The organism is Marinilactibacillus piezotolerans (assembly GCF_900114235.1).
Taxonomy (GTDB): domain Bacteria; phylum Bacillota; class Bacilli; order Lactobacillales; family Carnobacteriaceae_A; genus Marinilactibacillus; species Marinilactibacillus piezotolerans.
The window spans coordinates 19,931-37,539 of record NZ_FOSJ01000022.1 but is presented as its reverse complement, the minus strand read 5'-3'; the positions used below and the strand labels follow the sequence as shown (position 1 = coordinate 37,539).

Sequence of the window (17,609 nt, the reverse complement as noted above, 5' to 3'; positions counted from 1 at the left end):
ACAAAAACTCTTCGAGCCATTTATCTGTCATCTCATCTGTTAACGGTAGTGTCACCTCCTTTTTTTCCGCAAGTCGAATGACTTCCGTTATTTTTTGTCTTGAGTGACCAGTAGCTGCACGAATACTTCGAAGCGAAAAGCCATCAGACCTCATCTCCAATACTTTCCTATATTGGAACATAAAAAAACCTCCATATAATAAATGTCATGCTTTAGGCTTAAATGCCGTAGGCATGCACATTAATTATACAGAAGTTAATAAGTGGTAAACAGGTTGGCAATGACTGGTACATTTCATGGCAAAGGGTGGTACAAAACTTGGCAGCGCGGAGGTGCGGATGTTTTTTTGGACTTTTTCAAGCAATTAAACCTAGTTTCTTTCTGTAATCAATCGGACTGAGACCGCCTAGAGACAATTTTATTCTTTTGTTATTGTACCAATGCAGGTAATCATCAAGTAGTTCAATGAATGCGTCAATTGAAATATTGTCCCATTTAAAGCCATAGAAGAACTCATTTTTAAGTCTACCGAAAAACCCTTCGCAAGCCGAGTTATCCGGTGAACATCCTTTTTTAGACATGGACTGTGTCAAACCGTTGGTTTTAATCCTTTCAATCCAACCTGGCCATCTGTAGTGAGCTCCGCGATCAGAGTGTATGATTGGCTTTGAATTATCAGCGAGTGTATCAAGTGCCTGATCAAACATACTATTAACGAGCTCCGCATTTGGTTGTGTACTGATAGTCCAACTAACTAAGGCCCCGTCAAAACAATCGATAATGGGCGATAGATAGACTTTTCCGGCGGGAATACGAAATTCTGTAATGTCTGTCAACCACTTTTTGTCAGGTGCTTCAGCTTTGAAATTTCGTTGAATAAGGTTAGGTGTCGCGGGAGTAATTTCACCTGCATATGAACTATATTTCTTTTTAGTTACTGAATGAACAATGAGTTTTTCTTCCTTCATAAGCCGTCTAACCACTTTCTCGGAAACAACAATATTTTGCTTTTTTAGAACGTCATGCATACGACGATAGCCATACGTACGACGACTTTCAATAAAAATATCTTTAAGCATTACCCTTAGATCAGCATATTTATCCGGAAGCTTAGCCTGACTTCTGTGGTAAAAATAACTACTCTTAACTAAATCCAAATTCTCTAGTAAAAGTGCCAATGGATAAAAGGTTTTTAATGCATCAATCACTCTTGTTTTTTCCTTGTTGGAGAGATGTTTTGGATTGATGCCCCATTCTTTTTTACAAGTTCGGCAGACTTTTCCAAGATATCTTTTTCCATTCGTAGTCGATAAACTTCTTGTTTTAAAACATCAACTTCATTTTTCAACCCTTCTAGTTGAGGGCTATCAGGCATATTCGTCATATTAGGTGGAAGCTCCTCTCCGATGAGCTCCTCTTTCCAATCATAGAGCGTTTTACGGGTGACCTGCAGGCGCTCAGCAATTTTTTGGACAGAGGTTTCTCGGCTCACAAGATGGATAACGGCCTCTTTTTTCTGCTCTTGAGAATAGTTTAACTTACTTCGCCTGATTTTACGAGCTTCAGGTGCAAGTTCTTTACACCAATCGCTAAGAATGTTTCTATCTGGATAACCCAACATGCGAACAGTTCTAGAATAATTGCGACCGTATTCGATATAGTGATTAACAGCAAACTGCTTTTCTTCTTGCGTAAATTCACGTTTTCTTTTTGAAGTCTTAGAAAGATCACCATTCTCTTCATATTCCTTAAACCATTTGTATAAAGCTTTTGAAGAAGGATAGCCTAATTCATGAATGACTGACGCCAAAGAGTGTTCGTATTTGATGTAAAGTTTTACAGCTTTCATTCTTTCTTCGTAAGAGTACATGGACATTCTCCTGACTTATAGTTGTCCAAGATTATGTCCGCACCTCCCGCTGGTACATTTCGCTGGCGGTAGTCAACCACCCCGGTCGATAAATAAATTTTATCACTTTTGACCAATGTGGTCAATTGCATTCTTCTAATTTACTTTTCCAATAAGAAACTATAAAATAAAAAAAAATATCTAATCAATAAACTTTAAATAAAGTTTTAGGATAAACATATATTTCAATGTTATTTTATATTTCATGCTTGTATGATATTAACTTAAATCGAGAACGCAAACTAACATAAAATGGGGAATCCAAATAGTTTAAATTTTATTTTCTGTATACAATAATATACATATAATCAATACTAGACTTTTTGCTAAGATATTAATCGTATTTCTTCTCTATTTATTACTCTAAATGCATAATAGTTGAACTAATAAGCTATTTTCTGTAACATATAATATAATAACCGTTATTTTAATATATAATCTATAAAAAAATGAATTTCATTTTCGAAGTACTAGGAAGGAGGCTTAATAATGGGATTCAAAGATATTATTAAAACATTTTGGAAGAAACAATCAAATCAGTCTCAACAATTAATAAAAGAAATTCCAGTGTTTAAAAGGAAAAATCGTACTCCGCTTTCAATAGAATATAAAATTCAGATCAATGCGAGCGAACTAACTTCCAACCAAGAAACTATCAATCAAATTACAGCAAGTATGATTAAACATAATCAGATCAAAAGAAATTATGCTGGAAAACAAGATGAAGACTTAAAAAATTATAATGAAAAAGTCTATAAATACGAGAGTTATTCTACAAAGGATGTTAAACTCATTCCAAATGAAGCAAATCGCCTAGATATCTACATTAATTCTATTTTCTTAGGTAAATTGCCCAAGAATTATACTAGTAATACTATTCATTATCTCCAGTCTACTGTTATAATGGCCTTTGCCTACATTAAAGGAGGACCTTATAAATACTTCAATAAAAATACACAATCAGTTGTGAAAGAAGTAGACCCTTTTGATATCAGTATTTACATCCAATTTAGTTAAGAATTATAAAAAGCTGCAAAGAAATGCTGAACATTCAGCATTTCCTTACAGCTTTTTTAATTGATTATTTTATACGTTCGGGCATCATGGCATTCATAAACATCCAGACACCAGTATTCAGGTGCAACTCATCCCGCTCTTCTTCAGTAACCGTATGGCGTATCTGGTCTTCTCTATTACTTAATACTTTACTTGTCCAATGAGGATCTGCAAGGAGGACTCTTCCTAGTGCTACCATTTCACTATCTTTAAGGGCATTATCAGCGTCAGAACCAGTTCTAATATTGCCTACACTTATCAAAGGGATTCTTCCAGCAATTTTTTTATGAATAGTTTGTAGAATCGTCTGTTCTTTTGTTTGATCAAATTTAGAATATTGTTGATAATCTCCCAGAGAAATATGCAGATAATCAAGATTTTTATTAGATAACTGATCAACTAGGTAAAGAGTATCATCTATTCTAATACCAGGATTTTCATATTCTTCAGGTGAAAATCTATATCCTACAATAAAAGGTTCTGAGGCATTTTCTTTCACTGTTTTGATTACTCCATCAACTAACTGATTAACAAAATGGAATCGTTTCTCCAGATTCCCTCCCCATTTATCCTCTCTTCTATTGGAATGTGGAGAAAAGAATTGTTGAATCAAGTAAGTATTCGCTCCATGCAATTCGACTCCATCGAATCCAGCTTTAATTGCTCTTATAGTAGCTGATTTAAAATCTTCAATTACTTGAATAATTTCTTCATCTGTTAAAGATCTAGGTTCCTCAGCATCAGCGCGTTCTGCTTTTACTGCGCTGGCTGACACCGGTTGTTTTCCTCTTAAGATCTTAGAATTAGTCATTCTACCACCGTGGAAAATTTGCAGTATGGCTTTAGTTCCAGATTTTTTTATAGCAGAGGCCAATTTAGAAAGTCCTTTTATATGTTTGTCATCAAAAACACCAAGTTCGCCTTCCCATCCTTGTCCAATTTCTTGTACATTAGAAGCAGCTGTAATAACAGCTCCTACTTCTCCGCTTCTGAGTGAATAATATTGTAACTCATTATCAGTGATCGTTCCGTCAAAAAAGCTCATCATGTTAGTCATTGGTGCCATAATCGCTCTATTTTTTAAGGTGACTCCACTTTGCAGTTTAATTGGATTTCCTAAAGTACTCATCGAAAACATCCTTTACTTTTTATTTACTTACTTATTGTAACTCTTTTAGCTGATAACATCAATCCTTATTACTGATCAAAAAAACAGTCTATTAGATCAAGTTAAATAACATGACCTAACAAACTGTTTTAAATTTAATTTTATAATGATTCATTACATTGCTTTATTAGCTAATTTAGCTCCATAAATATCCTGCACTGTCTTATCTGGATCTATTACGATATATAATTTATCGTCATCTGATATCATACTTGACTGGTATTGGTTATCATGACCATCAACATCTAACGCTTTATATGGGAAATAAATACGATCCTTATCTACACTGACTGGTTTATCACCATTCACACGATCTCTATAAAGAATATCCATCATTTCAATATCTTGAAACTGTTTTACACGATTAAACATTCCTGCTTCTAATCCACCTAAATTTATATCATTAGAGTTAACAGAATCTGCTTCTCTTGTTATTTCGATTTTTAATGATTCACAAGGATGAATTTCTTGAAAGTCATTTTCTCCTATACGACCAAAACTAGTTGTAACCTGTTTAATCCATAAATCGCCTATATGTTTACGTTCAATTGTCCAAGTTTCACCATTTCTAAAAATAAATTTTAATGCACACATTACTTTTTTCACCTAAATCTCCTCCTTTATTTGTGAATAGTTTAACAAATTTTTCAAGATAAATAAAGCTTAAATATAGAAAATCATAATTTTTTTATATTTATTTGTTAGTTATTGAACAAATTATGACGAAGTATAAGATTATTTATTATAAAAAACATAGAATAACTTTAGAAGTCACTCTATGCTTTCCTTCAAATAAAATTATCATCTTCCTACTGTCCAGCCACCATCTATTACTAAAGATGCACCTTGCATATAATTTGAATCATCTGAAGCTAAAAATAAAGCAGCAGAGGCAATTTCTTCAGGTTTTCCTCCCCGTTTAGAAGGTATATCATTTAATCTCTCATCATCAATACCTTCAGTCATTGGCGTATTTACAAATCCTGGTGCCAGCAAGTTTACTTTAATACCTTTTTGGCCGAAGTCATAAGTTAATTGTTTGGTAAAACCTTCAATAGCATGTTTAGATGTAACATAGGTCGATCCACCTGGTCCAGCTACTAAAGTTGCCTGAGATCCAACATTTATGATTGTACCCTTTCCTTTTTCGATAAAAATAGGCAAAACTGCTTTAGTGGCCAAGTAAGGTCCTTTTACATTTACTTCCATTATCTTGTCATAATCTGATTCTTCAGTGTCTAGTACTGTTTTGTAACCATCGTGTATTCCAGCGCCATTGTATAGTATATCAATCGTTCCATAGTGATCTATAATTTTATTGATTGCTTGTTTGAGCTCTGAGGCTTTCGTAGTATCAACTTGAACAAAAATTGCTTCATTTTGAGCATCACCAATCTCTTGAACTATTCTTTTTCCTTCTTCTTCATTACGTCCACCCACAGCTACCTTTGCGCCTTCTTTGGCGAACAGTTTGGAGGTTGCTTCTCCTATTCCAGATGTTCCCCCTATAATAAATGCTACTTTATTTTCTAGTCTCATCATATTGTCTCCTTTGAGTATAAGTTTTTTTATAAATTTCTGACTTCTATTCATTACAAACAATATCTTCTTAATTATATTGTCTAATGGCAAATTGATGCATAGATAGAGCCTCAATTATATTTATCAGTAAACTCATTGTTTATACTCAATTTACATCATGTGCTATTTTTGTTCAAAATATTTAACTTATGGAAAATATTTTTTTACATAATATTTCTATGATTATAAATAAGTCTGCTATTCAAATGAAATTTAATAAAAAAATACCTTATGGATACATGTTTAGTGTACCCATAAGATATTTATATTTTTATTTTTTTAATTCTTGAATTGCTTTTTCCCTATTTAATGCATTGATATAGTAGGAACCTACTGCTAATACGTCAGTTCCAGCATTAGCACATATCTTGCCTGTTATATTATTGATCCCTCCATCAACCTCGATCATATAATTTAAATGATGATTTGATCGATATTGATTTAATACTTGTAAATTTTCTAAAGTATCTTCTATAAATGTTTGTCCTCCAAAACCAGGTTCTACTGTCATTTGCAGTACTAAGCTAACTTTATCTAAATATTTTTTTATAGATTCAATATTTGTAGTCGGTTTAATGGCTAATCCAGGTTTACATCCATGTCTGCGTATCAGACTAAGGACTTCATCCAATTGATCACACGCTTCATAATGCACTGTTAATATATCAGCCCCCACACTTGCAAACGTTTCAATATATTTTTCTGGATGATTTATCATTAGATGAACATCAAGTGGTATATTCGTTACCCTTTTTATTTGAGCAACAATATCAGGGCCGAATGTAATATTAGGGACAAAATGTCCATCCATTACATCAATATGAATATAGTCCACATTCGATTGTTCAATAGATTTGATTTCTTTTTCTAGATTCAAAAGATCGGAGGAAAGTATTGATATCCCTATTTTAGTCATTTGAATCCCTCATTTTCACTTGTTCTATAACTGTATTGACTATGTTATCTGCTGTAAATCCGAATTTTTCAAATAATATATCTCCTGGTGCTGACGCACCAAAGTGATCAATTCCAATAGAAACGCCGCTGTCTCCAACAATCTCTTTCCAGCCAAATGTAGATCCAGCTTCGATCGATACTCTTACTTTTACATCGTCAGGTAAAACAATTTTCTGATAATCTTGATCTGTTTGTTTAAAGAGTTCCCAACTAGGCATACTAATAACAGATACAGAAAGATTATGTTCTTTTTTTAACTTCTTCTGAGCTTCTACTGCAATAGAAACTTCAGATCCGGTAGCAATCAATAATGCTTGTGGTTTACTGTTAGATTCAGAAACAATATAAGCACCTTTTTGAACGCCTTCAAGAATCCGATCTTGTTTATTTGATAAAACTGGAAGATTTTGACGAGATAAAATTAAAGCAATAGGACCTTCATTATTTTCTATGGCTATATTCCAAGCTGCAACCGTTTCTTTAGCGTCTGCTGGCCTGATTACTCTTAGACCCGGCATGGCTCTTAAAGACGCTAGCTGTTCAATCGGTTCATGTGTCGGACCATCTTCTCCTACCGCTATACTATCATGAGTAAATACATAAGTGACTGGCAGCTTCATAAGTGAAGAAAGTCTAATTGCTGCTCTCATATAATCGGAGAAAACAAAGAATGTTGAACCAAACACTTTTAACCCACCATGTAATGCCATACCATTCAGCATGCTGCCTACAGCAAATTCTCTAACACCAAACCAAATATTTCTCCCATCAGGTGAATTTTTAGAATAAGCAGGACTTGAATTGATGAATGTTTTATTTGATCCGCCTAAATCAGCTGATCCTCCAAAAACTTCAGGCAAAATATCTGCAATTTGATTAATCATTTCTCCTGAGGCAGACCTTGTAGCTATCTTGGCTTTATCATCCTCAAATTCAGGAAATGCCGCTGATAGATCCTGAGGTATTTCACCCTCCACTACACGTAAAAATTGTTCTGAAAGTTCAGAATATTCTTCTGTATAGGCAGAAAATAATTCTTGCCAGATACTTTCCAAGTGTTCCCCCTTATCTATATAAGAACTTAATTCTGTTTTTACTTCTTCGGAAATATAGAAAGGTTCTTCAGTCCATCCATACGCTGCTTTACTTGCTATGGCTTCCTCAGCACCTAGAGGAGCACCATGAGAAGCAGAACTTCCTGCTTTATTTGGTGATCCGAAACCAATAATGGTTTTAACTTCTATTAGAGTCGGACGATTCTCATCACTTTTTGCCTGAGTTAGAGCTTCATCTATTTCTTCCAGATTATTTCCATCTTCCACACGGAGTACTTGCCAACCATATGCTTCATATTTTTTGTGAATATTTTCACTAAAGGACATATTCAAATCTCCATCCAATGAAATATCATTGGAATCATACATTACAATCAGCTTACCCAAACCATTATGTCCAGCAAAAGAAGATGCTTCTGAAGCCACTCCTTCCATTAAATCTCCATCACCACAGATAACATAAGTAAAATGATCTACTATGGGATAGTTCGGTTTATTATATTGAGCAGCTAAATGAGATTCAGCAAGTGCCATACCTACGCCCATTGCGATTCCTTGCCCCAATGGGCCGGTTGTCGCATCTACTCCGTCTGTTTCTCCATATTCTGGATGTCCAGGCGTTTTACTGCCCCATTGACGGAAATTTTTTAAATCTTCTAAAGATAAATCATAACCAAATAGATGTAACAAGCTATAATAAAGTGCAGATCCATGACCAGCAGACAGAATAAAGCGGTCTCTATTGAACCAGTCAGAATTATTAGGATTAAACTTCAGGTGTTTTCCCCAAAGAGTATAGGCCATTGGAGCGGCTCCCATCGGCATCCCTGGATGTCCGGAATTAGCTTTTTCCACCATATCTATTGATAAAGTTCTAATCGTACTAACTATTTTTTCATCCATTAAAGTAAATTCTTGTGTCTCAGTTTTATTCAAAGTCAATCATTCCTTTCTTCTTACAGAAAACTATTATATTTTTGATTCAAAACAAATTGATTAAATCTTAATTATCTTGTCCTTCTAAATCGCTGATTTTATCTATGCGACGTTCATGACGTCCACCTTCAAAATTAGTATTTAACCAAGTTTCAAGTATTTTAACTGCAAGTCCTTCTCCAATAACTCGTTCTCCCAGACATAATACATTGCTGTTATTATGTGCTCGTGTTGCTTCCGCCGAAAATGTATCCCCTACAACAGCTGCTCGTATTCCTTTAATTTTGTTTGCAGCGATAGACATTCCAATCCCTGTACCACAACACAATATTCCAAAATCTGCTTGTTCATTTACTACATAATTTGAAACTACAACGGCATAAGATGGATAATCTACACTTTCGAATGAATAAGGCCCAATGTCAGTTACTTCATAATCATTTTCTTTTAAATATTTAACCAATGTACTTTTGAGATTCATTCCACCGTGATCACTACCAATCACAATATTCATATATAACCTCCTAAAATTAATAAATATTATAACTTCAGAATTAGAATCCAATCTATTATGAGACACTTTAGATTGGATTCATCTTGATCTGCATTAAGATTTCAATAAAACTTTCACTTCGTTCCCTTCCATCACAGCTTCAAATGCTCTGCGCCAATTCTCAAGTTCTTCAGTCATCGTTACCATTTTTTCTACTTGCACACTCCCATTAGAGATCAATTCTAATGCTAGTGGCCAAGAAGACGGTTTCTGCGAACGGCTGCCAACATAATTGATCTCTCGTTGAATAATACTTTCTACATCCAGTTTGATGTATTTATCTGGAAACAAACCTACCTGGATAAAATCACCTTTTTTGGCAGTCAGTGCTAGTGCTTGATTAACAGCCGGTACAGCTCCTGAACAGTCAAACACTTTATCTGCTCCATAACCATCAGTCAGCTTGAGAACTAATTCATCCAGATTTTCAGTTAAAGAATCAATGGTATAATCTATACCAAGATTTTTCGCTAATTCTAATCTTGATGCATCTCTTGTTACTCCTGATAATATGACTGTTGCACCTTTCGATTTAACAACTTGAGACAGTAATAATCCAATTGGTCCAGGCCCCACTACTAATACAATATCTGTAGCTTCAATATTGGTTTTTTCCAAAGCCGCATGTGTACAACATGCTAGAGGTTCGGTAAATGCTCCAGCTTCTAATGAAACATTTTCTGGCAAAACATGGACACTTTCTTCTCTAGAAATCAAATATTTAGTAAAACTACCATTTTGTTGAGTTCCAATACCTTTTCGATTACTGCATAGATTATAATCTTTTTCTTTACAATACCGACATTCTCCACAAGTTTGAAAAGTTGTCTCACTCGTTACACGGTCTCCAACTTTTATACTTTTCACATCTGGTCCAACTTCTACAACGACACCTGAAAATTCATGTCCTAAAGTAATAGGGGTGGTTGGGTTTTTATATTCCCCTTTGAATGTATGGATATCCGAACCGCATATTCCGGTAAAAGCAGTCTTTATTTTTACAATATCCTCGTAAACTTCTGGTTCTTCAACTTCTTTAAACTCCATATGATCATAACCTGGTTCTGTTTTCACTAATGCTTTCAATCTTTACATCTCCTTATTTGGAATAATTAATACCTTTTTGTGAAGTTCTTTCTGTTTTAATATCATCTCAAAGGCTTCCTTTGTCTGGTTTAAAGGAAACCGATGGGTGATCATATCTTTTACATTTACTTTATTTTGTTTAATTAAGTTATAACTATTAGTCCATTCTTTTCCCGGAAAAGGAGCACTATATGAATTCCAGAATCCTTTTAACGTTAGCTCATGTCGAAAAATCTTTTCAAATGAATCTTCTGGTAGGTGAATATCTTCATATGCTATACCGATATAAGCTATTTTCCCATGTTTTTTTACAACTCTTAAAGATTGTTCTTGAGCAATTGCCGATCCTGCACACTCTAAAACGATATCCACTCCACTATTATCAGAGTATTCTTTGACTAGTTTTTCAAGATCTTCTACTAAAGAATTTATAGTAAAATCTGCTCCATATTTCTTGGCTTCTTCTAGATTTCCCTCTTTAACATCTACTGCAATAATATTTTTGACCCCGATAATTTTAAGGGCTTGAATGGTTAATAGTCCTATATTTCCTGCTCCAAAAACAAGAACAGTATCTCCTAATTTTGGATCTATTCCCTGCACTCCATGAAGGGCAACTGCTAATGGTTCTATCATTGTCGCTTCTTCATAACTTAAATCATCAATTTTTAGAAGATTTTTTTCTGGAACAACAACTTTTTCTGCAAAGGCTCCATAAAAGTGTGATCCTATCATTTTATAATTTTCACATAATGAATATTCACCCGACAGACAATATTCACATTCATAACATGGTAGTAATGGTATCCCTACAACTCGTTCACCAATGCTGAATTTAGTTACTTTGGAACCTATTTCTATCACTTCTCCAGAAAACTCATGCCCCATAACTGCTGGAAATCCATATTTCCATTTTGTACGCATTTTATGAGTATCTGAGCCGCAAATGCCTGCAGCCATAACTTTTACTCGTACCTCATTATTTTCTAATGGCTGCTCATGAATATCTTCGAATTCTATTGAATGTTCTTCATGTAATACTGCTGCAAACATGTATACGTCTCCTTATATTTTTTATTAGAGGTTTTTAGCCACCAAATACCATCTGGTAAAGTTCAGCAAATTTTAAGATTAACCAGTTAAGAGGATTTCCTCCAGTAGTTAATGAAACGATTTGAGTTGCATCACCAGGTGCTTGGAATCCAGTTCCTGCCATCATCTCTGTATGAACTGCTGCAAAATCTGTTGCTAACCAGAGAGTTATGACCATCATCAAGGCCCCTGTAATAACTGATTGAACAATATTGCCTTTACTTGCTGCCAGCACAAATACGACGAAGAACGTAATTCCTACTAAATCTCCGAATGGCAAGACACTATTTCCAGGAAGAATGATTGCAATTAAAAGTGTTACAGGTACTAGTAAAAGTGAAGTTGATAGTACACCTGGATGTCCTACTGCTAAAGCTGCATCAACCCCAATAAACAAATCTCTGCCTGGAAATCTTTTTTTCATAAATGTTCTTGCTGCTTCTGATATTGGAATGAGACCTTCCATTAAAATTTTAACCATACGAGGCATTAAGAGCATTACCGCACCCATTGCAATCCCTACTTGGAAAGCTTCACCAATTCCATATCCACCCAGCAATCCTATTACTGTACCTAAAATCAGTCCTATCATCATGGGTTCTCCAAAGATCCCTAATCGATTCTGAATAGACTCTGAATCTGCTTTGATGTTTTTTACACCTGGTATTTTTCCTACTAACCATGCTAATGGAATTCCAATAAGTCCAAATCCTATAGGAGATCCAGTTGGGAAAGTTAAACCTTCTAGTCCAAAAAAGTTTTCAACATAAGGCTGCGTTTTATCTGCTACTACTAAGATAACCACTTCATAAATTACAGCACAAACTACAGCAAACCAGATATTCCCACCTGTTACAATATAACCAGTAGCTCCTGCAGCTATCATATGCCAGTAATTCCAAATATCAACATTTAAAGTGTTTGTTAATTTTAAGACAATCATTAATAAGTTAACAAAAAGCAATATTGGAATAAGTAATACTGAGATTGGCATTGCCCAGGCTGCTGCTGCTGATGCTGGCCAGCCAGCATCAATAACATCCAATCGTATTCCGAAGTTTTGAACCATTGCTTCTGCTGCAGCTCCTAGTTCATCCATTAAAAGGCCAATTATCAAATTGATTCCTACAAACCCTATCCCAACGATAATTCCTGAACGAAAGGCTTTCTTGAATCCGGTTCCAAATATCATTCCAATGAATACTAGGGTAATCGGTAAAATAACTGTTGGACCAAGATCGATAATGTAACTTATTGCGTCTGTAATATAATCCATTTCTGCAACTCCTCTATTTTTATATTATTTAATTTTTTAATTTACTTTTGAAACTATATCAACGAAGTTCGGAAAGAATTTTTTCATCTAGTTGTTCTGCATTAATTCCTGAAATATATCCAGTAGCAATGATTGTTGGAATATTATAGGTAGTCGGTAACATAGTTGTAGAGACAATTAGATCCGCGCCTTCTTGCTTTCCTTTTGCTTCTGAAATTTTAATTTGTTCAACTTCTGCATTGATTCCATTTTCTTTGATCAAACGTTCTACCCGTTCTACAACTACTGTAGATGTTGCAATACCAGTACCACATGCCACTAAAACTTTTTTCTTTGTATTCATTATTTCTCCCCTTTTCATCTTTGTTTTTGTTTTGATAGATCTGAAAGATATTCAATCATTTGCTTTTTATCTGTTGTGTTTCTAAGATTTTCGACTGCTTCTTTATCTTGGAGTAAGACCATTAGTTCCTGGAGCATAGCTAATTGACTATGCGGTTGATTTAACCCCAGAACAAAAATAATTTTAACCTTAACTTCTGCAGTAGAATCATCCATTCTTTTAAATGAGACATCTTCTTCTGGAGTGAAAACTGCTATAAACTGTTTGTTCACACATTCAGGATCTGTGTGTGGAATTGCAACGCCATATCCATCTAGCTGCAGTCCAGTTGGAAAAACTTTTTCTCTTTCTTTTATTTTTTCTAAAAACTCTTCACTGACAAATCCCTTATCTTGACATTTCGTGAAAACTTTTTCAAAAACATCTAGTTGTGACTTTACTGGTTCATTTAACCAAATAAAATCTTCTGATAAGAATTCTTCAATATTCATATTGCTTTCTCCTAACTTCTTAATGATTTATATAATGGATCTTTTTCTTTAATTGATTTTAAGATAACTTGATATATCTCATCTTCATTTCCACTTTTAGATAATTCTTTTAATAACGCATCGTTTCCTGCAAGTTTCATAAGTTCCATTAATGCTGTGAAATGGGATTTTCTATCAGTCGCTGCTATAACTACAATGAAATGAAGATCGGATCCATCAAAGTTAGGAATCCCTTCTTTTATAAATAACATACTCATTCCAAGCTCTTTAACACCTTTTTCACTTTCAGCATGCGGTATAGCAATATTTCTTTGTAAAACAATATGTTCACTTACTACAGGGTATTGATTATTAAGCGCTTTCAGATATTGTGAAGATATTTTCCCTGTTTCTAGTAAAGGCTGTGCTGCTACTTTCATCGCTTCTTGCCAATCAGAAACTTTATCAACTATTCGAATCATTGATGTCGTTATCAGTTCGGGTAAGTGAATAACTTCTTTTTTATCAGATTCGCTACTCATAAATTTATTGTCTTCCTGGATGACACCTTTTAAACTTCTTATTAACTGCTGTTCATCAATCACTTCAGTATATTCGCTGATTATTTCCATTAGCTGAGAAATATTTATATGATTATCCTCACGACGAAAAACGGATTTCATAACGATTTTGCGTAATTCATTTCGTTCAGAGTCTTCCATCATCTGGTTTACAACAAATATTTTTTTGTCAGATGGCGCAGTTATTGGTCTAGCTGAAAATACAATATCATAAGGCAAATCTGTTTTCTTAAATTCTCTAACCGACATGGTTGGATAAAAGTATATTTCCGGAAACAAGGACTGCAAGTTGTGCTTCATTAATTTTGAAATTGAGAGTCCATTTGGGCAGACTACAATAGCTTTTTTCTTTGCCCCGAAATTATTCTGTTCGTTATGCTCTAGAATATGTCCTACTACAAATAGTGTGATAAACATTATTTCACTCTCAGGTAATTCACTTTTAAGAAATACTTTCAACGGATCTAAAGATTCTTTAACAAAATAATGCAGCATTTTGAATTCTTCACTTACTTTTTCTAAAGGTCGATAATCTGTTGTCAGTTTATACTTAATTCGATAATATGCTGGTTTGAAATGAAGAAATAATTTATCAACCAAGGTTTCCCTGTCAACTAGATTAATTACAGCTTTTCTTTCAAATTCTTCTAGTGTTTTTTGTAATGAATATTTCAACTTTGGTAATTCTTCAACCTTTAAATGCGTTTTTTTGATAGTATTTGACGTTAATAGCTGTAAAGCCAGATAAAGTCTTTCTTCTTCAGAAATCGTTCCTTTTCCTTCTATCAGTACTTTTACGGCTTCAAATTCTCTTGTATCTGATAATTCATGATTATCAATAAAAAACTCTGTGTTAATATATTTTCCTTGCATCATTCTTTTAAAGAGTCCATAGAATGAATAGGGTAAAGTATCCATTTCTGTATCCGCAAAAGATATATTCAATTCCTGTTCAATAATATTTAGTCTAAAACGAATCTCACTTACTTCTTCTTGACTGATGCCCATTAGGCTTCTAAGGTAATATTCTCCTCCATGCATATGAACAATTCTGTATATTGCATCTAACATAAGGGAGCGTTTGTCCCATTCATCCCCCACCGTATAATAGCCGTCTGAACGTGTATACTGTATGCTCAAGTTAAATGAATCTAGTGTTTTATTTACTTCTTTTAAATCTTGGAGGACTGTATTTTTGCTGACATTCATTTCCACTATGAAATGATTCAATGACAGTGCTTCATCTCTTGTTAATATATATATGATGAGTAAATACTTTCTTTCCTTGGGAGAGGGAATATATATTTCATGATCTTCTTTTTCAATTTCAAGAAGTTCTCCAATATTATTATCTACTCTGTAATATCCATTTATTTTTTCTAATGGTTTGAAACCTTGATTTTCAAGCCATTCATTTACTTTATTTAGACTGTAATTGACTTGTCTTCTCGTAAGCTTATGATCTAATTGAAGTTTTTTGTTAGTCATGTTAGGCTTTTTTACTATTTCAATCAGTAGTTTCTTGCTTCTTTCATCAAGATACATGTGCTTCACCTCCATTTCTAGTATATTGAAAGAAATATAGTAATTTATAAATTTCATCGACATGTTTGGCAAAAACTATTAGACATTTCTTCTATGACCAAACTCTCACTTCAAATGGATCGTTTGGTTCCTGCCTCCTGACTATATTGTAATTGTGAAAACGAATAAAATAAATACGCTTTCATCCCATTATATGCGCATAGGAATGTACACTTTTGGACTTTACCATATTATTAACTTTGTGAATTTTTTATCAAATATGGGTATTATATTGTAAATGCCACTAGCTACCTTTGAATAAATCAAAGGTGGTTACGTTAAAATGTTATTAGGTGATGACTCTTATAGCTCTTATTATTTTGATAAATGATTGATCCTTATTGTTTGCAGAATGTAGAGATATAAAGTATGTTAATCCGGTTAATATAAGGTGAATTAATGAACATAAATATAGTATACTCAGATTATAATCTATATAGGATCTTTCATTAAAAAGCAGTATAGTGATTTAATTAAAAAATCACTATACTGCTTAATCTTTTACTTATTTAATTCTGAATATTTTAATTGACGATTGATGTGTACAGCCAGATAGGTCAATTCATCTTTGGGAACAGGTTTATGATGAACCTCTTGCATGTACTCCTTAATCTTAAATACAATATTCATTGCTTCAGGATAAAGAGTTGAAATTTGTTCGAATAATTCCTCATCTTTTTCTTCCATTAGCTTATCAGATAGATATCTTTCCACAAAATGATATTCTTATTTACTTAGAGCATCGACCGCTAATATTGCATTTGCTACTTGTTCAGAGGTGATTTCCCGATCTAAATTTTCCATTGTTTCACCTTCAGCAGTTGCTAATTTACCAACTTCAAGTAAATCCTCATAAGAAACATTCTCAAGGTGCATAGATTTAAGTGTTGTCGGCATATTGATAGAATTATAGAAATCAACGTATTTTGTTATTTCCTTTTCTGGTTTACCTTCCAGTACTAACTGTACAAGTGTTCCATAAGCAACTTTTTCTCCATGAGTTAATTTATGGATTTCACCTTGAAGCGCAGTAAATCCATTGTGAATTGCATGTGCACCAGCTAATCCCCCATTTTCAAATCCCAATCCTGAAAGCAAAGTATTTGCCTCAACAATCGCTTCGACTTCAGGAGTTACAATTCCTTCTTTAGCTGATTTATACGCTCCGATTCTATGTTTAAATAGAGTTTTTTCGGCCATCTCAGCAATTGCTTGTGCTGCTAATGTTGGTTTGCCCCCAGCCATCGCATTTCCATTGCTTCTAATCGTAGCTTTTACTTCAACCAGTGTTGCCATTGCATCGCAAATTCCAGATGCAAACAAACGAATAGGGGCATTAATGACAACTTGAGAATCTATGAGTACTAATTCTGGGTTTTTGTCATAAAACTTGTATCCTTCAAATACACCATTATCTGAATAGATAACTGATAAAGCACTCGTTGGTGCATCAGTCGAAGCTGTAGTAGGAACTATTACAACCGGTATATTCAATTCATCTGCAATTGTTTTTGCCGTATCCAGTGTTTTTCCTCCCCCTACACCAATTACCAAATCAGCATGTTTTTCTTTTCCTGCATTCGCTAAACGATCAATTTCTTTTCTCGAAGCTTCTCCATTAAACTGTTCATAATGATAATCCGATTTTGAATTTAAAAAACTGCTGTCAATTGATTCTTGAGTAATTCTCCAAACAACTTCATCTGCTATTAACAAGGGGCTTTGACCAATCATTTCTGTCTCTTTTGCTAGATCATTGATTACACCAGCTCCTTGAATATACCGACTAGGCGAACGAAAGATAAATTTTCTCATGATGCTTCCCCTTTCAAATTATGTCTTTTATCACCTAAATAATAACAAAAGTACTTTAATCATTTCAACGAATACGTTGTGAAATAGTAAACTATTTAATATTTTTGATTTCTGGAAATATATTGCTAAATAATACGGAATTTGGCA

Annotated in this window: 16 protein-coding genes and 1 pseudogene; 1 reads left to right on the top strand and 16 read right to left on the bottom strand. The window is 34.0% G+C overall.

Translation table 11 applies throughout. The annotated features are described in order from the left end of the window. A pseudogene (locus BM212_RS06865) lies at window positions 1-181 on the bottom strand (hypothetical protein); the annotation flags it as partial. Between the two features lie 175 nt (window positions 182-356). Next, window positions 357-1,870 (bottom strand): IS3 family transposase gene (locus tag BM212_RS06860; protein WP_091897549.1). Its coding sequence is split into 2 segments (ribosomal slippage): window positions 357-1,252 and window positions 1,252-1,870, totalling 1,515 coding nucleotides; the frame shifts between segments, so codons are not numbered across the junction. 528 nt (window positions 1,871-2,398) lie between these two features. Here BM212_RS06860 and BM212_RS06855 point away from each other — a divergent pair. After that, on the top strand, window positions 2,399-2,926 hold the full coding sequence (locus tag BM212_RS06855) for a hypothetical protein (protein ID WP_091897546.1): 528 nt from the start codon (window positions 2,399-2,401) through the stop codon (window positions 2,924-2,926). Window positions 2,927-2,990: 64 nt separating this feature from the next. Here BM212_RS06855 and BM212_RS06850 read toward each other — a convergent pair whose 3' ends face one another. The 14 genes from BM212_RS06850 to BM212_RS06785 form a co-directional block, all read right to left on the bottom strand. Continuing rightward, window positions 2,991-4,094 carry an NADH-dependent flavin oxidoreductase gene (locus BM212_RS06850; RefSeq protein ID WP_091897543.1) on the bottom strand — a complete coding sequence of 368 codons (1,104 nt, stop codon included), beginning with the start codon at window positions 4,092-4,094 and terminating at the stop codon, window positions 2,991-2,993. Window positions 4,095-4,247: 153 nt separating this feature from the next. Continuing rightward, window positions 4,248-4,739 (bottom strand): hypothetical protein, encoded by a 492-nt coding sequence (locus BM212_RS06845; protein WP_072695069.1) that lies wholly within the window; start codon window positions 4,737-4,739, stop codon window positions 4,248-4,250. Between the two features lie 195 nt (window positions 4,740-4,934). Next, the gene (locus BM212_RS06840; RefSeq protein ID WP_218149696.1) at window positions 4,935-5,672 is read right to left on the bottom strand and encodes an SDR family NAD(P)-dependent oxidoreductase; all 738 of its coding nucleotides are present in this window, start codon (window positions 5,670-5,672) and stop codon (window positions 4,935-4,937) included. A gap of 313 nt (window positions 5,673-5,985) precedes the next feature. Continuing rightward, window positions 5,986-6,630: a ribulose-phosphate 3-epimerase gene (gene rpe / locus BM212_RS06835; RefSeq protein WP_072695071.1), complete on the bottom strand. Its 645-nt coding sequence runs from the start codon at window positions 6,628-6,630 to the stop codon at window positions 5,986-5,988. Continuing rightward, window positions 6,623-8,629, bottom strand: a complete 2,007-nt coding sequence (gene tkt / locus BM212_RS06830) for a transketolase (RefSeq protein WP_091897552.1) — start codon at window positions 8,627-8,629, stop codon at window positions 6,623-6,625. The genes rpe and tkt overlap by 8 nt, the downstream gene beginning before the upstream one ends. 100 nt (window positions 8,630-8,729) lie before the next feature. Beyond that, window positions 8,730-9,176 carry a ribose 5-phosphate isomerase B gene (gene rpiB, locus BM212_RS06825; protein WP_072695072.1) on the bottom strand — a complete coding sequence of 149 codons (447 nt, stop codon included), beginning with the start codon at window positions 9,174-9,176 and terminating at the stop codon, window positions 8,730-8,732. 93 nt (window positions 9,177-9,269) lie between these two features. Further along, window positions 9,270-10,262, bottom strand: a complete 993-nt coding sequence (locus BM212_RS06820; RefSeq protein WP_218149697.1) for a zinc-binding dehydrogenase — start codon at window positions 10,260-10,262, stop codon at window positions 9,270-9,272. A 42-nt stretch (window positions 10,263-10,304) separates the two neighbouring features. After that, on the bottom strand, window positions 10,305-11,354 hold the full coding sequence (locus BM212_RS06815; RefSeq protein WP_091897536.1) for a galactitol-1-phosphate 5-dehydrogenase: 1,050 nt from the start codon (window positions 11,352-11,354) through the stop codon (window positions 10,305-10,307). A gap of 34 nt (window positions 11,355-11,388) precedes the next feature. Continuing rightward, the gene (locus BM212_RS06810; protein WP_072695075.1) at window positions 11,389-12,669 is read right to left on the bottom strand and encodes a PTS galactitol transporter subunit IIC; all 1,281 of its coding nucleotides are present in this window, start codon (window positions 12,667-12,669) and stop codon (window positions 11,389-11,391) included. 58 nt (window positions 12,670-12,727) lie between these two features. Further along, entirely contained in the window at window positions 12,728-13,012 is a 285-nt protein-coding gene (locus tag BM212_RS06805; RefSeq protein ID WP_072695076.1) for a PTS sugar transporter subunit IIB, read from the bottom strand. A gap of 14 nt (window positions 13,013-13,026) precedes the next feature. Beyond that, window positions 13,027-13,503, bottom strand: coding sequence for a PTS sugar transporter subunit IIA (locus BM212_RS06800; RefSeq protein ID WP_091897533.1), 477 nt, complete (start codon window positions 13,501-13,503; stop codon window positions 13,027-13,029). 11 nt (window positions 13,504-13,514) lie between these two features. Further along, a complete protein-coding gene (locus BM212_RS06795; RefSeq protein WP_177206376.1) occupies window positions 13,515-15,608 on the bottom strand; it encodes a BglG family transcription antiterminator in 2,094 nt (697 codons plus the stop codon). A 540-nt stretch (window positions 15,609-16,148) separates the two neighbouring features. Then, window positions 16,149-16,361, bottom strand: a complete 213-nt coding sequence (locus tag BM212_RS06790) for a PRD domain-containing protein (protein WP_072695079.1) — start codon at window positions 16,359-16,361, stop codon at window positions 16,149-16,151. Between the two features lie 12 nt (window positions 16,362-16,373). Next, the gene (locus tag BM212_RS06785; protein WP_091897527.1) at window positions 16,374-17,462 is read right to left on the bottom strand and encodes a glycerol dehydrogenase; all 1,089 of its coding nucleotides are present in this window, start codon (window positions 17,460-17,462) and stop codon (window positions 16,374-16,376) included. Window positions 17,463-17,609: the final 147 nt, after the last annotated feature.

Coding starts and splice junctions, on each gene's coding strand:
- rpe (WP_072695071.1), bottom strand. CDS start 6,630: ATGACTAAAATAGGGATATCAATACTTTCCTCCGATCTTTTGAATCTA.
- BM212_RS06855 (WP_091897546.1), top strand. CDS start 2,399: ATGGGATTCAAAGATATTATTAAAACATTTTGGAAGAAACAATCAAAT.
- BM212_RS06815 (WP_091897536.1), bottom strand. CDS start 11,354: ATGTTTGCAGCAGTATTACATGAAGAACATTCAATAGAATTCGAAGAT.
- tkt (WP_091897552.1), bottom strand. CDS start 8,629: ATGGATGAAAAAATAGTTAGTACGATTAGAACTTTATCAATAGATATG.
- BM212_RS06795 (WP_177206376.1), bottom strand. CDS start 15,608: ATGTATCTTGATGAAAGAAGCAAGAAACTACTGATTGAAATAGTAAAA.
- BM212_RS06850 (WP_091897543.1), bottom strand. CDS start 4,094: ATGAGTACTTTAGGAAATCCAATTAAACTGCAAAGTGGAGTCACCTTA.
- BM212_RS06840 (WP_218149696.1), bottom strand. CDS start 5,672: ATGAGACTAGAAAATAAAGTAGCATTTATTATAGGGGGAACATCTGGA.
- BM212_RS06800 (WP_091897533.1), bottom strand. CDS start 13,503: ATGAATATTGAAGAATTCTTATCAGAAGATTTTATTTGGTTAAATGAA.
- BM212_RS06805 (WP_072695076.1), bottom strand. CDS start 13,012: ATGAATACAAAGAAAAAAGTTTTAGTGGCATGTGGTACTGGTATTGCA.
- BM212_RS06785 (WP_091897527.1), bottom strand. CDS start 17,462: ATGAGAAAATTTATCTTTCGTTCGCCTAGTCGGTATATTCAAGGAGCT.
- rpiB (WP_072695072.1), bottom strand. CDS start 9,176: ATGAATATTGTGATTGGTAGTGATCACGGTGGAATGAATCTCAAAAGT.
- BM212_RS06820 (WP_218149697.1), bottom strand. CDS start 10,262: ATGGAGTTTAAAGAAGTTGAAGAACCAGAAGTTTACGAGGATATTGTA.
- BM212_RS06810 (WP_072695075.1), bottom strand. CDS start 12,669: ATGGATTATATTACAGACGCAATAAGTTACATTATCGATCTTGGTCCA.